Here is a 13,748-nt window from a genome sequence, read left to right as displayed (position 1 = left end):
GTGGCAGCCGTGTGTGGGGCGGCGCGGTGGCGGGGGCTGGCCGCGCCGGAGCCTCCGGGGGCGGGCTCGGCCTCGCGGGTGCGCCGGGGGCGGGCGGTCACCGCCTCCGGCGCGAGGACCGACCGGCTCACTGCGTCGCGGCCGCGATGCCGGAGGTGAGGCCGGCGATGGTGTCCTCGGTGCTGCGCCCGCCGACGAAGGTCTGCTCCAGCTGCTCCTTGAGCACCGTGATGATCGCGGCCATGTCGGGCGAGGCGACCTGCGCCGAGTCGGACGCCTGGACGGTACCCGCCTGGCCGAGGAACACCTCGGCGAGCTCGGGGCGCACGGCGAACTCGATGCCCGACTCCGTGAGGTCGCGGCGAGTGGGGAGGAGCGAGGCGCCGGCGCAGAAGTCGCGCATCGCCTCCTCCTCCGTCACGAACGCGAGGAAGGAGGCGGCCAGCTCCGGGTTCTTCGCGGCCTTGGTCGCGACGAGGGCGTTGCCGCCGAAGTCGCCGCCTCCGCGCACGTTGCGCGGGGAGTAGGTGGCGCCCCACTCGAAGTCGAGGGTGGAGTCGGCGTCGGGGATGAGGAACGCGCCGGCGAAGGTCATCGCGGTGGTCTGCGAGTACCAGAGGTCGCTGGCGTAGGTGGTCGCCTGCACGGAGCTGCTCGGCGGCACGAGGCCGTCGGTGAAGAAGCTGCGGCTGAAGTCGATCGCGGCGCGGCCGGCGGCGGAGTCGATCGCGGGACCGGACAGGTCCTCGGTGAGGAAGCGGCCGTCGGCCTGGAACAGCAGGCTCAGCCAGCGCGTGACGCCGTTGCCCTGCCAGTTGTAGGCGAAGGGGTAGCGCTCGGCGGGGAGCGAGGCGCGCAGCTTCCGCCCGACCTCGGTGAACTCCTCCCAGGTCCACGCCTCCTCGGGCGAGGAGGGGAAGGAGGTGACGCCCGCGTCGGCCAGCACCTGCGTGTTGTAGAGGATCAGCGAGGTGTCGGTGTGGTGGGGGACGCCGAAGGGGCTCCCGCCGCTCTGCACCGCGGCCCAGGCCGGATCGGTGAACCGCTCGGCGACGTCGGAGTCGAGGAAGCCCGACAGGTCCAGGAGCTGGTCGCGGCCGGCGTAGCTGCCGAACGTGTAGTACGGGACCCGGAAGACGTCCGGCGGGTTCCCCGCCTGCAGCTGCGCGTCGATGTTGGTGAACATCTGCTCGTACGGGACCGCGTTGAGGGTCACGGTGGCGCCGGCGTTCGCCGACTGGAACGCGTCGATCGCGCGCTGGAAGCCGGCCAGCTCGGCGTCGGTGCCCCAGGTGGTGAAGGTGAGGGTGTCGCTGCCGGCGCTCGCCGCGGGGCCCGCGGGGGCGAAGCCGCAGCCGGAGAGGACCGGGACGGAGGCGGCGACGCCGAGGGCTCCGAGGAAGCGGCGGCGGTCGAGGACCGCGCGTCCGAGCTGCGAGAGGTCGAGAGCCCCCGAGGGGAGCCCCTTGCTGGTCAGGCCCATGACGGCCTCCTTCCGGGGGCCAGCGGCAGGCTCCCGGGGGCAGGCTATTCCGCCAGGGCCGCGGGTATCGCGGCTGGACGGATCGGCCGATCCATGAGAGGAGCGGCCGATCCGCGCGGCGGGCGTTCAGCCGCGGCGGCCGAGCATCCCCTCGAACGAGCCGTCGAGCGCCCACGGGTCGGGCGTGGAGCCCGAGCGGGAGGAGCGGGCGGCTTGATCGGCCAGCTCGCGTCCGGCGCGCTCGATGCGCGAGGGCAGCGCCCGTCCGTCCTCGGTCGCGCCGCCCCAGTCGTCCGTCGCCGCGAACACGGTTGTCGCGAGGGGCGCCGCGTGCAGGTAGGTGAAGAGCGGGCGCATCGCGTAGTCGACGGCCAGGGAGTGGCGGGGGGACCCGCCCGTGGCCGCCAGCAGCACGGGCAGGCCGCGCAGCGCCTCCGTGTCGAGCACGTCGACGAACGACTTGAAGAGCCCGCTGTAGCTGGTGGTGAAGATCGGCGTCACGGCGATCAGGCCGTCGGCGCCGGCGACCGCGTCGAGCGCGGTCTGCAGAGCGGGGCTCGCGAAGCCGGTGAGGAGGTTGTTCGTGACGTCGTGCGCGAGGTCGCGCAGCTCCACGACGCTCCGCTCGACGGCGAAGCCCTGCTCGGTGAGGGAGGACTCGGCGGCGTCGGCCAGGCGGTCGGCGAGCAGCCGGGTCGAGGACGGCTGGCTGAGGCCGGCCGAGAGGACGGTGATCCTGCGGGTGTCCATGGAGAGCTCCTGACTAGACGGTGACGGGCTCGGCCGCGGGCTGCGCGTCGCGCGCGGCCACGAGGGAGGCGTGGGTGGGGGCGTCGGGCACGTGCGAGGGGCGGCCCTCGGCGAAGCCGGCGCGGAGGGCGGGGAGGATCTCACCGAGCATGTCCATCTGCTCCAGGACGGTCTTCAGCGGGAGTCCCGCGTGGTCCATCAGGAAGAGCTGTCGCTGGTAGTCGCCGACGTACTCGCGGAAGCCGAGGGTGCGGTCGATGATCTGCTGCGGGGAGCCGACGGTGAGCGGGGTCTGCTCCGTGAAGTCCTCGAGCGAGGGGCCGTGGCCGTAGACGGGGGCGTTGTCGAAGTAGGGGCGGAACTGCGAGACCGCGTCCTGCGAGTTCTTCGCCAGGAAGATCTGCCCGCCGAGGCCGACGATCGCCTGATCGGCGGTCCCGTGGCCGTAGTGCTCGAAGCGCTGGCGGTAGAGCTGCACCATCTTCTGGGTGTGCGAGGCGGGCCAGAAGATGTGGTTCGCGAAGAAGCCGTCGCCGTAGTAGGCGGCCTGCTCGGCGATCTGCGGGGAGCGGATCGATCCGTGCCACACGAACGGCGCGACACCGTCGAGGGGGCGCGGGGTCGACTGGAAGCCCTGGAGGGGAGTGCGGAACTGGCCCTCCCAGTCGACGAAGTCCTCGGTCCACAGGCGGTGCAGCAGGTCGTAGTTCTCGATCGTCAGCTCGATGCCGCGGCGGATGTCCTTGCCGAACCACGGGTAGACGGGGCCGGTGTTGCCGCGGCCGAGCATCAGGTCGACGCGGCCGCCGGCGAGGTGCTGGAGCATCGCGTAGTCCTCGGCGAGCTTCACGGGGTCGTTCGTGGTGATGAGGGCCATCGCGGTGGAGAGCGTGATCCTCTCGGTCTTCGCCGCGAGGTAGCCGAGCGTGGTGGTGGGGGAGGAGGACCAGAACGGCGGGTTGTGGTGCTCGCCCAGGGCGAAGACGTCGAGGCCGATCTCCTCCGCCTTCAGCGCGATCGCGAGGGCCGCCTGGATCTTCTCGGACTCGGACGGGGTCCGTCCGGTCGTGGGGTCGGTCGTGATGTCGCTGACCGTGAAGATGCCGAACTGCATCAGGCGCTCCTTCTGTCCTCCGGCCCGGTGGGGCCTGGTCCATGCGTTTGCATGTACATCCTCATTCAACCACGCGCGGCCGGATCTATTCCCGAGGATCCCCGGGCCTCCGCCGAGCTGTCGCAGGACGGCGGAGGCGCCGTGCCCGGACGTCGCCGACCCGCCCCGCTCGCCCCGCGGCCGCCCGAAACATCCCCGCAATACGCCCCGCACTAGAGTCGTGCCATGGGTGACCTCTTCGACGGATACGGGTCCCAGAAGGTCGAGCGGCCCGACACGGGCGCCACCCCCTGGGACGAGATGTTCGCCGACGTGGCGTCGACCGGAGGCCCCGACGGGGTCCGCGGCGCCTACCGCGACATCTACTCCTCGCTCGCGCGGATGACCCAGGAGGAGCTGCGCGGCCGCACCGACGCGCTCGCCTCCTCCTACCTCGCGCAGGGCGTCACCTTCGACTTCGCGGGGGAGGAGCGGCCGTTCCCCCTCGACGCCGTCCCCCGGGTGATCGAGCGCGCCGAGTGGAACGAGGTGCAGACCGGCATCAAGCAGCGGGTCCGTGCTCTCGAGGCGTTCCTCGCCGACGTCTACGGCCCGCAGAACGCCGTGGCCGACGGCGTCATCCCCGCCGGGCTGATCTCGAGCTCCAGCCACTTCCACCGGCAGGCCGCGGGCATCGTCCCCGCGAACGGCGTGCGGATCCAGGTGTCCGGGATCGACCTGATCCGCGATGAGAAGGGCGGCTGGCGGGTCCTCGAGGACAACGTCCGCGTGCCCTCCGGCGTCTCCTACGTCATCTCAAACCGCCGGGTGATGGCGCAGACGCTGCCCGAGCTGTTCGTCTCGATGCGGGTGCGCCCGGTCGGCGACTACCCGAACAAGCTGCTGCAGGCCCTCCGCGCCTCCGCCCCCGAGGGCGTCGACGACCCGACCGTGGTCGTGCTCACCCCGGGCGTCTACAACTCCGCCTACTTCGAGCACACCCTCCTCGCCCGCCTCATGGGCGTCGAGCTGGTCGAGGGCCGCGACCTGTTCTGCACGGGCGGCAAGGTGTTCATGCGCACCACCTCCGGCCCGACCCGGGTCGACGTGATCTACCGCCGCGTGGACGACGAGTTCCTCGATCCGCTGCAGTTCCGCGCCGACTCGATGCTCGGTTCGCCCGGGCTGATGCTCGCGGCCCGGCTCGGGAACGTCACGATCGCCAACGCGGTCGGCAACGGCGTCGCCGACGACAAGCTCGTCTACACCTACCTGCCCGACCTCATCCGCTACTACCTCTCGGAGGAGCCGGTGATCAAGAACGTCGACACGTGGCGGCTCGAGGATCCGGGAGCGCTCGAGGAGGTGCTCGACCGCCTCGACGAGCTCGTCGTGAAGCCGGTCGACGGCTCCGGCGGCAAGGGCCTGGTCGTCGGGCCGGCCGCCTCGGCGAAGGAGCTCGCGGAGCTGCGCTCCCGCCTCCAGGCCGACCCGCGCGGCTGGATCGCGCAGCCGGTCGTGCAGCTCTCCACCATCCCCACCCTCGTCGACGACGGGATGCGCCCCCGGCACGCCGACCTGCGGCCCTTCGCCGTGAACGACGGCACCGACGTCTGGGTGCTGCCCGGCGGCCTGACCCGCGTCGCGCTCCCGGAGGGGCAGCTCGTCGTCAACTCGTCGCAGGGCGGCGGATCGAAGGACACCTGGGTGGTCGGCCTCGAGGAGGCGCGCAGCGCCGAGCCCGAGGCGCGCGACATCCAGGCGCTCGTCGCCGAGCAGGCCGCGGTCACCAGCTCCATCCCGATCGTCTACCCGCTCAACCACACTCCCGACCACTCGCCGCAGGACGCGCCGAACACCGACCAGGACCAGCAGCAGCAGCAGACGCTCGCGGTGGGGGAGGACGACTGATGCTCTCCCGGATCGCCGAGTCGCTGTTCTGGATCGGCCGCTACATCGAGCGGTCCGACGGCACCGCCCGCATCCTCGACGTCCACCTCCAGCTCCTGCTCGAGGACCCGTGGATCGACGAGGACACGGCCTGCCGCTCGCTCCTGTCGGTGATGGGCTCGACCCCGCCCGACGACATGCGCGAGATCACCCGTGCCGACGTGCTGGCGATCCTCGCGATCGACCGCACGAACCCCGCCTCGATCGCCTACTCGCTCGGCGCGGCCCGCGAGAACGCCCGCCGGGCGCGCGAGATCGTCTCGACCGAGCTCTGGGAGTGCCTCAACACCACGCGCACCCGCATGCCGCGCCGCGTCTCGGGCGAGCGGGTGTCGGAGTTCTTCAGCTGGGTGCGCGAGCGCTCCGCCCTCGCCGTCGGCATCATCGAGTCGGCGACCTCGCGCGACGAGGCCTGGCAGTTCTTCACGCTCGGCCGCTCGATCGAGCGCGCCGACATGACCGCCCGCCTGCTCGCCACCCGCTCGCTGACCGAGGCGAGCGGCCCCTCCTGGACCACGATCCTCCGCTCCTGCGGCGCCTACGAGGCGTACCTGCGCACCTACCGGGGCGTGCCGAGCGCGCGGAACGCGGCCGAGTTCCTCCTCCTGGACCGGCTGTTCCCGCGCTCGATCCTCTTCTCGGTCTCGCGGGCGGAGGCGTGCATGCGCGACATCGAGCCGCGCACCGGCCGCATCGGCCACTCCGGCGACGCGCAGCGCGTCCTCGGGCGGATCCGCAGCGAGCTGGAGTTCCGGCCGATCACCGACATCCTCGAGGACCTGCCGCGGCACATGGACAGCGTGCAGGAGGCGACCTCGGCCGCGTCCGAGGCGATCCGCCAGCGGTACTTCCCCACCAACGTCATGCCGAGCTGGATCGGGGAGGCGCTGTGAGCAGGCTGCGCATCAGGCACACCACGGGCTTCACCTACGCGGGGGACGTGGTCGCGTCCTACAACGAGGCGCGGATGCTCCCCGCCTCCTCGGACGGGCAGCTGGTGCTGTTCTCGAACCTCGACATCCGGCCGGTGACCTCGGTGCACGCCTACACCGACTACTGGGGCACCCGCGTCTCGTCGTTCGACGTGCTCGACGCCCACCGCGAGCTCTCGCTGACGGCGACCTCGCTCGTCGAGATCCGGCCGAAGCAGCACCCCGACCACCCGACCGGGTGGGATCAGCTGTCCGAGCAGGTCGAGACGCGCACCGAGTACGTGGAGCAGTCGAAGCAGACCCACCGCACCGCGCCGCCGGAGGACCTCGCGGCGATGGCGCGCTCGCTCGCGGACGAGGCGGCCGGGCCGTGCGAGGCCGCGCTCACGATCGCCGAGACGATCGGCCGGGCGATGACCTACCGGCAGGGCGTCACCGGCGTGCACTCCACCGCGACGGAGTCGTGGACCGCGCGAGAGGGCGTCTGCCAGGACATCACGCACATCGTCCTCGGGGCGCTGCGCTCGGTGGGCATCCCGGCGCGCTACGTCTCGGGCTACCTGCACCCCAAGCCGCACGCCGAGATCGGCGAGACCGTGGTGGGGGAGTCGCACGCGTGGGTCGAGTGGTTCTGCGGAGGAGCGTGGCGCGGATACGACCCGACGAACCTGATCGACATCGGCGACCGCCACGTCATCGTCGGCCGGGGCCGCGACTACAACGACATCGCGCCGTTGCGCGGGGTGTTCGCCGGGCCCCGCTCGTCGAAGCTCTTCGTCCGTGTCGAGATCACCCGCGAGGCCTGAGGGCGGGCGGCGGTCGCGCCCCGCGTCGGGGGCGACCCGTCGAGTGGGCGGTCCGCGGATCCGCTCCGGCGCGCGGACCGGCTGACGGAGCCTAGGCGCGGGGGCGCAGCAGTGGGACACCGCCGGTAGCGGGAAGGGCCTCCGGCCCGGGGGCCGCGAGCCGGGCGGCGCGGCGCAGGCGGAGGTGGAAGGCGAGTCCGATGGCGGCCGCCGCGATCCCGGAGGCGGCGCCGACCAGCATCGCCTGGCGCGGGCCGTAGGCGTTCGCGACCCAGCCGATCAGCGGTGCGCCGATCGGGGTGCCGCCGACGAAGATGGCCATGTACAGCGCCATGACCCGGCCCCGCATCTCGGGGGCGGTCGAGAGCTGCACGTAGCCGTTGGCCGAGGTCATCAGCGTCTGCGCCGCGATGCCGACGAAGGGGAGCAGGATCGCGAACGCCCAGACCGTCGGCATGACGCCGGCCAGCGCGAGCGCGACGCCGAACGCCGCGGAGGCGCCGACGATGAGCCGGAGCCTCGGGCGGTCGCGGCGAGCCGAGAGGAGCGCCCCCAGCACCGAGCCGACGGCGATGGCGGAGGAGAGCAGGCCGAACTCGCTCGCCCCCATGTCGAACTCGACGGTCGCCATCGTCGAGGCGAAGATCGGGAAGTTCAGGCCGAAGGTGCCGATCAGGAACACGATCGCGAGCACCACGAGGATGTCCGGCCGCTTCGACACGTAGCGGAACCCCTCCAGCAGGGCACCCGGGCCGCGGGTGGCGCGCGGGGCGCTGCGGAGCTGGTCGCGGTGCAGCGCGCGCAGCGAGAGCAGGACGGCGAGGAAGCTCGCGGCGTTGAGGAGGAAGACCCAGCCGGAGCCGACCGCGGCGATCAGCACGCCTGCGAGGGCCGGTCCGATCATCCGCGCCGAGTTGAAGGAGGCCGAGTTCAGCGAGACGGCGTTGGTGAGGTCGCGCTCCTCGACCAGCGCCGAGACGAACGTCTGGCGCACGGGCGCGTCGATCGCCGCGGCGAAGCCGAGCAGCAGGGCGAAGAGGTAGACCATCCAGAGCTGGACGACCCCGGTCACGACGATGAGTCCCAGGCCGAGCCCGAGCGCGCCCATCGCGCCCTGGGTGGCCATCAGGAGCTTCCGCCGGTCGAAGCGGTCGGCGATGAAGCCGGAGAAGGGGACCATCACGAGCTGCGGTCCGAACTGCAGCGCCATGGTCACGCCGAGCGCCGTCGCGTCGTGGTCGGTCAGGTCGTTGATCACGATCCAGTCCTGGGCCGTGCGCTGCATCCAGGTGCCGACGTTCGAGACCATCGCGCCCGCGAACCAGATGCGGTAGTTCGGCACGGCGAGGGAGCGGAACATCGCGCTCATCGGTCGGCCACCGCGCGCAGGACCGCCGCCGCGTCGTGGAGCAGGCGCAGGTCCTCGGGAGGGAGCTCCTCGAGGCGCGCCACGAGCCAGGCGTCGCGGCTGCGGCGCACATCGAGCACCAGTGCGGTGCCGGTCGGAGTGGGGCGGATGCGGGTGACGCGGCCGTCGGCGGGGTCGGCGAGGCGCTCCGCGAGTCCTTCGTCGACCAGGCAGCCGACCGTGCGGGTCATCGAGGGCGGGCGGACCCGCTCCGCCTCGGCCAGCTCGCCGAGGGTCTTCGCGCCCTCGCGGTGCAGGAGCGCGAGCACGCTGAACTGCGGATCGCTGAGCTCGTGCTGGGCCTTCTCCTGCCGGAGCCGCCGTCCGAGCCGGCCGACCGCTGCCCGCACCTCGCCCGCGAGGGAGGTCAGCGGGAGATCGGTCTGCGGGGTCTGGATCTGAGCGGTCTCGGTCGATGGCACATAGTTAGCCTAACAAAAGAACCGCCGCTCAGGCGGAGGTCCGCGCGGTCCGCACCGCTCCGATGCTCGCGGCGACCACGAGCGCGATCCCGACGGCCTCGACGGCGCTGAGGCGCTGGCCGAGCACGAGGAAGCCCGAGAGCGCGGCCGCCCCGGGGGAGAGCGACATCAGGATCGAGAAGGTGGAGGAGCGCAGGCGCCGCAGCGCCAGCAGCTCCAGCGCGTAGGGCACCGCGGAGGAGAGCACCGCCACGGCGAGCCCGAGGAGCAGCACCGGCGGCACCACCAGGGCGGGCCCGGCGGAGGCGAGGCCGAACGGCAGCGACACGATCGCACCGGCCGCCAGCGCCAGCGCGAGCCCGTCGATCCCCTGGAACCGCCCGCCGGTGCGGCCGGCGAAGACGATGTACGCGGCCCAGAGCACTGCGGCCCCCAGCGCGAAGCCGACGCCGACCGGGTCCAGCGCCGAGAACCCGCCCTGCGACAGGGTCACCACTCCGGCCAGCGCGAGCACCGCCCAGACCAGGCTCAGCACGCTCCTCCCGGCGATCACCGAGAGCGTCAGCGGCCCGAGCACCTCGAGGGTGACGGCGGCGCCCTGCGGGATCCGGGCGATGGCCTCGTAGTAGCAGGCGTTCATCCCGCCGAGGGCGAGGCCGTAGGCGGCGACGGTGGCCCAGTCGCTCCGGCTGTGGCCGCGCAGCCGCGGACGGCAGACCAGGAGCAGCACGACGGCCGAGAACACCAGCCGGAGCGTGACGGTGCCGATCGGCCCCGCGGCGGGGAAGAGCAGCACGGCGAAGGAGGCGCCCAGCTGCACGCTCGCGACCGACCCGAGCACCAGGCCGATCGAGCCCGCGCTCGCCGGGCGCCGCTCCGGAGCGGCCGCTGCGCTCAGCTGGAGCGCCGCTGCGTCTGGACGGGCGGGACGTTGTAGCCGAGCAGGCCGACGCCGGTCGCGTCCCAGCGCAGCGTGGTCAGCGAGACGTTGTCGACCACCGGGAAGGTGTGCCGGTACGTCTCCGGGTTGATGCCGAGGTAGGCGCACAGCAGGAGGCGGATGAGCGTGCCGTGCGCGACGACGAGCACGCGGCCGTCGGGGTGCTCGCGGTGGATGCGGGCGAGCGAGGTGTTCGCGCGGGCGACGGCGTCGAGGCCGGACTCGCCGCCGGGCATCGGCTGGATGGCCGGTGCGGCGACCCACGCATGGTACTCGTCCGGGAAGCGCTTCTCCATCTCGTCGGTGGTCAGCCCCTCACCGCGGCCGAAGTCGACCTCGACCAGCGCCGGGTCGGGCTGCAGCTCGAGGTGGGCCGCCCGCGCGGCGGGCACGGCGGTGCGCACGGCCCGGACCAGGGTGGAGGAGTACACCGCCTCGAGGTCTGCGTCGACGGCCCAGGCGGCCAGAGTCGCCGCCTGGTCCTGGCCCCGGGGGGTCAGCGCGATGTCGGAGGAGCCCGCGAAGCGGTTCTCGGAGTGCCAGACAGTCTCTCCGTGCCGGGCGAGGATCAGGGTCGTCACCCCCTGAGCCTACCGACCGCGCGGGCCCGCGGGCCCCGCGCTCAGGCGGCGGGGACGCCGTAGTGCGCGTCGACCATCACCGGGAGGTGGTCCGAGACGCCCTGGGGCAGCGTGGAGACCCGCTCGATCCGCACGGAGTCGCTGATCGCGAAGTCGAAGTGGCCGCTGAAGTAGCGGTAGCGCGCGTAGGTGGGGGAGTCGCTCCGCGAGACCAGGTAGCCGTTCCGGGTCATCCGGCGGTCGAGTCCGCGGAAGAACCACGGGTAGTTGTAGTCGCCGACCATCAGGGAGGGGGTGTCCGGCGCGTACTCGCGCAGCCGGTTGAGCGCCTCGTCGATCTGCTTGCGGCGCAGGGCGTTGCCGGCCGAGAGCGGGGCGGCGTGGAAGGAGGAGACGGCGATCGATCCGCCGTCGCGGTCGTCGAGGCGGACGGCCAGCAGGCGCTCGTGAGCGGGGGACATCACGCGGTCGTGCATGGACTTGCTGAGCTCGAACGCGGCGCTGCCGGAGAGCTCGAAGCGGTCCTGCGAGTAGTAGACGGCCAGGCCCAGGCGGTTGCGGGCCGTGACGGACGCGAGCCGGAGCGAGCCCACCTCCTGCGGCAGCTTCGTGGTGTCGCACTCCTGCAGGCACAGGACGTCGATGTCGTGGCGGGCGGCGAGGGGGGCGATCTCGGCGTGCGCTCGGTGCTCCCGGAGGTTGTAGGAGATCACGCGGAGGGCGCGTTCGGTCGGCTGCATTTCGCCAGTGTAGGGCGCGCCGACCGAGCGCCGGCCGACCCTCCGGCGAACACGGAGGGACCTCCTCGGAACGCGGTCGGAACGTTCGCCGACCGGCCGGGGAGGTCCCTCGCGGAGCCGTGTCAGTGCTGCTCGGTGCCCGAGGCGTCGGTCTCGGCGTCGGTGCCGTGGACGCCGTCGGTGGGGCCCCAGTCGGGCAGCGGGGGGTTCTGCTCCTCGCCGTCGGCGCCGACGCCGTCGGCCAGGGGGGAGGCCGCGCCGCCGACCTCGTCGAGGCCCGCGGAGGTGCCGGTCTCGGTGGCGGGGTCGGGCGTGCGCGCGCCGTCGGTCGTGTCGGTGCCGTCGGTCGTGTCGGTGGGGGTGGGCTCGATGTCGTAGTCGGAGCTGCTCATGTCCCGACGCTACGACTCCGCCGCCCGCGGGGGCACCCCCTTGCGCTCCCGCGAACGACGGAGGCCCCCCGCACCGGGAAGGTGCGAGGGGCCTCCGAAGGGGGAGTGCTCAGCGTCCGTAGGCGGAGGCGGCGGGGCAGTCGAACGGGTCGCCGCCGGCCGACAGGCCGACCTTGTTGAGGTAGCGGACGACGATCGCGTACGACTCCATCAGCGAGGTCTCGGTGTAGGGGATCTGGTGGGTGGTGCAGTACTCCTTGGCGATGACCTGCGCACGGCGCAGCGCCGGGCGGGGCATGTTCGGGAAGAGGTGGTGCTCCACCTGGTAGTTGAGTCCGCCCATGTAGAGGTCGGTGAACCAGGTGCTGCGGATGCTGCGCGAGGTGAGGACCTGGCGGCGGAGGAAGTCGACGCGCGCCTCCTTCGGCAGCAGCGGCATGCCCTTGTGGTTCGGCGCGAACGAGGCGCCCATGTAGAGGCCGAAGACGCCCAGCTGCACGCCGACGAAGGCGAACGCCATGCCGAGGGGGAGGGCCCAGAAGACGACGGCGAGGTAGAGGCCGACGCGGGTGACGAGCATGGTGATCTCGACCCAGCGCTTGTCGACCTTTCCCTTGCCGAACACGGTGCGGAAGCCGTGCAGGTGCAGGTTGAGGCCCTCGAGCAGCAGGAGCGGGAAGAACGCGTAGCCCTGGCGGCGGGTGAGCCAGGCGTAGAGGCCGCGCGAGCGGGCCGCGTCCTCGGCGGTGAAGGAGACGACGTCGCGCTCGATGTCCGGGTCCTTGCCCAGCACGTTCGGGTTCGCGTGGTGGCGGCTGTGCTTGGTCATCCACCAGGAGTAGCTGATGCCGACGAAGAGGTTCGCGAGGGTGCGGCCGGCGACGTCGTTGGCCTTGCCGGACTCGAACACCTGGCGGTGCGAGGCCTCATGGGCGAGGAAGGCGAACTGCGTCAGCACGATGCCGAGGGCGGCGGCGAGCAGGAGCTGGAACCAGGAGTCGCCCAGCAGGACGAAGCCGGTGACGATGCCGCCGAGCGCGAGGACCAGCGCGCCGAACATCGTGTAGTAGAAGCCGGTGCGGCGGCGGAGGAGCCCCGCGTCGCGGACCGTGCTGAGGAGACCGGAGTACTCGGTCGTCGGGTTGACGCGGCCGTCGGCGCGGGGGCGGGTGCGGACGACGCGGGGGGCGCCTCCGGTGACGGACGTGGTGGTGGGGGTGCTCATCGGCGCCTCGCTCTTCGTGGTGACCGTCGGCGTCGACGGTCTCTCGGCGAGCGATCCCGACGGGGGCGGTCCGCTCATGGTTCACCGCGTCGGTAGGGGCCGGACGCGGCATCAGGGCGACCGGGGTCAAGGGCAACCTGGTGTGAACACTACGGGGACGGCGGCGGCACCGCACCATGGCGATTGCCAGCCTTCGCTCCGCGCGTGTCGGGAAGGGAGTGCGCCTCCGGCGGGACCGCCGGAGGCGCACGGGCTCAGGAGCCGATCGAGTCCTGCGGGCGCCCGGACTTGAGCGCGGCGAGGCGCGCCTCCACCTCGGTCATCTCACCGAGGTCCTCGAGCGACTCGAACTGCGCGTCCAGGCTCGAGGAGGCGAGCTCCTCCGCGCCGCGGACGCGCGCCTCCTCGCGGCGGATCTTCTGCTCGAAGCGGCTCACCTCGCTCGTCGGGTCCATCAGGTCGATGCTCTTCACGGCGTCCTGGACCTGGCTCTGCGCCTCGACGGTCTTCGAGCGCGCGATCAGCTCGTCGCGCTTGCTCGAGAGCTGCTGCAGCTTCTCGCGCATCTGGTTCAGGCCCGACTTGAGCTTGTCGACGACCTCGGTCTGCGAGGCGATGGTCGGCTCGGCGTCCTTCGCCTCCTTCTCGGACTGGATCTGGCGCTGCAGAGCGACCTTGGCCAGCGCGTCGAACTTGTCGGCGTCGCCGGCGCTCCCGCCGGTGCGCAGCTCGTCGGCCTTGCGGCTCGCGGCGAGGGCCTTGCCGCCCCACTCCTGGGCGTTCTGCACGTCCTCGCGGTAGTCGTCCTCGAGCAGGCGCAGGTTGCCGATCGTGGTGGCGATCGCCGCCTCGGCGTCGCGGATGCTGTCGGTGTAGTCGCGGACCATCTGGTCGAGCATCTTCTGCGGGTCCTCGGCCTGGTCGAGGAGCGCGTTGATGTTGGCCTTCGCGAGCTGCGCGATGCGGCCGAAGATCGACTGTCTCTGAGCCATGGGTGTCTCTCCTTGCGTCGTGGGTGGTGCCGGA

14 protein-coding genes are annotated in these 13,748 nt (G+C 72.3%); 3 read left to right on the top strand and 11 right to left on the bottom strand.

Annotation, left to right across the window (positions count from 1 at the left end; all coding sequences use genetic code 11):
* Positions 1 to 127 precede the first annotated feature (127 nt).
* The 3 genes from C5C10_RS14425 to C5C10_RS14415 form a co-directional block, all read right to left on the bottom strand.
* Positions 128 to 1,483, bottom strand: coding sequence for a sugar ABC transporter substrate-binding protein (locus C5C10_RS14425; protein ID WP_104329577.1), 1,356 nt, complete (start codon positions 1,481 to 1,483; stop codon positions 128 to 130).
* A 126-nt stretch (positions 1,484 to 1,609) separates the two neighbouring features.
* A complete protein-coding gene (locus tag C5C10_RS14420) occupies positions 1,610 to 2,233 on the bottom strand; it encodes an FMN reductase (RefSeq protein ID WP_104249848.1) in 624 nt (207 codons plus the stop codon).
* 13 nt (positions 2,234 to 2,246) lie between these two features.
* A complete protein-coding gene (locus tag C5C10_RS14415) occupies positions 2,247 to 3,347 on the bottom strand; it encodes an LLM class flavin-dependent oxidoreductase (RefSeq protein ID WP_104329576.1) in 1,101 nt (366 codons plus the stop codon).
* Between the two features lie 225 nt (positions 3,348 to 3,572).
* On the opposite strand from C5C10_RS14415, the gene C5C10_RS14410 reads away from it, so the two are divergent.
* Genes C5C10_RS14410 through C5C10_RS14400 form a run of 3 tightly spaced genes read left to right on the top strand, consistent with a single transcriptional unit; the run spans position 3,573 to position 7,014 of the window.
* Positions 3,573 to 5,237 (top strand): circularly permuted type 2 ATP-grasp protein, encoded by a 1,665-nt coding sequence (locus C5C10_RS14410; RefSeq protein WP_104329575.1) that lies wholly within the window; start codon positions 3,573 to 3,575, stop codon positions 5,235 to 5,237.
* Positions 5,237 to 6,169: an alpha-E domain-containing protein gene (locus tag C5C10_RS14405; protein WP_104223851.1), complete on the top strand. Its 933-nt coding sequence runs from the start codon at positions 5,237 to 5,239 to the stop codon at positions 6,167 to 6,169. The genes C5C10_RS14410 and C5C10_RS14405 overlap by 1 nt, the downstream gene beginning before the upstream one ends.
* Positions 6,166 to 7,014, top strand: a complete 849-nt coding sequence (locus C5C10_RS14400) for a transglutaminase family protein (RefSeq protein ID WP_104223852.1) — start codon at positions 6,166 to 6,168, stop codon at positions 7,012 to 7,014. Before C5C10_RS14405 ends, C5C10_RS14400 begins: the two co-directional genes overlap by 4 nt.
* A gap of 91 nt (positions 7,015 to 7,105) precedes the next feature.
* On the opposite strand, the gene C5C10_RS14395 is transcribed toward C5C10_RS14400, so the two are convergent.
* The 8 genes from C5C10_RS14395 to C5C10_RS14360 form a co-directional block, all read right to left on the bottom strand.
* On the bottom strand, positions 7,106 to 8,383 hold the full coding sequence (locus C5C10_RS14395) for an MFS transporter (RefSeq protein WP_104223853.1): 1,278 nt from the start codon (positions 8,381 to 8,383) through the stop codon (positions 7,106 to 7,108).
* On the bottom strand, positions 8,380 to 8,844 hold the full coding sequence (locus tag C5C10_RS14390) for a MarR family winged helix-turn-helix transcriptional regulator (protein ID WP_258060605.1): 465 nt from the start codon (positions 8,842 to 8,844) through the stop codon (positions 8,380 to 8,382). The genes C5C10_RS14395 and C5C10_RS14390 overlap by 4 nt, the downstream gene beginning before the upstream one ends.
* Before the next feature lie 28 nt (positions 8,845 to 8,872).
* Entirely contained in the window at positions 8,873 to 9,685 is an 813-nt protein-coding gene (locus C5C10_RS14385) for a DMT family transporter (RefSeq protein WP_244229480.1), read from the bottom strand.
* A 53-nt stretch (positions 9,686 to 9,738) separates the two neighbouring features.
* The gene (locus C5C10_RS14380) at positions 9,739 to 10,365 is read right to left on the bottom strand and encodes a histidine phosphatase family protein (RefSeq protein WP_104223854.1); all 627 of its coding nucleotides are present in this window, start codon (positions 10,363 to 10,365) and stop codon (positions 9,739 to 9,741) included.
* Positions 10,366 to 10,406: 41 nt separating this feature from the next.
* Positions 10,407 to 11,105: an endonuclease/exonuclease/phosphatase family protein gene (locus C5C10_RS14375; RefSeq protein WP_104223855.1), complete on the bottom strand. Its 699-nt coding sequence runs from the start codon at positions 11,103 to 11,105 to the stop codon at positions 10,407 to 10,409.
* Positions 11,106 to 11,227: 122 nt separating this feature from the next.
* Positions 11,228 to 11,497: a hypothetical protein gene (locus C5C10_RS14370; protein ID WP_104226203.1), complete on the bottom strand. Its 270-nt coding sequence runs from the start codon at positions 11,495 to 11,497 to the stop codon at positions 11,228 to 11,230.
* Between the two features lie 109 nt (positions 11,498 to 11,606).
* Entirely contained in the window at positions 11,607 to 12,722 is a 1,116-nt protein-coding gene (locus C5C10_RS14365; protein WP_104226226.1) for an acyl-CoA desaturase, read from the bottom strand.
* Between the two features lie 254 nt (positions 12,723 to 12,976).
* Positions 12,977 to 13,714 (bottom strand): PspA/IM30 family protein, encoded by a 738-nt coding sequence (locus C5C10_RS14360; RefSeq protein ID WP_104223858.1) that lies wholly within the window; start codon positions 13,712 to 13,714, stop codon positions 12,977 to 12,979.
* Positions 13,715 to 13,748: the final 34 nt, after the last annotated feature.

Source organism: Rathayibacter sp. AY1A3 (genome assembly GCF_002930975.1).
Taxonomy (GTDB): Bacteria; Actinomycetota; Actinomycetes; order Actinomycetales; family Microbacteriaceae; genus Rathayibacter.
This window is presented reverse-complemented; position numbering and strand designations above follow the sequence as displayed.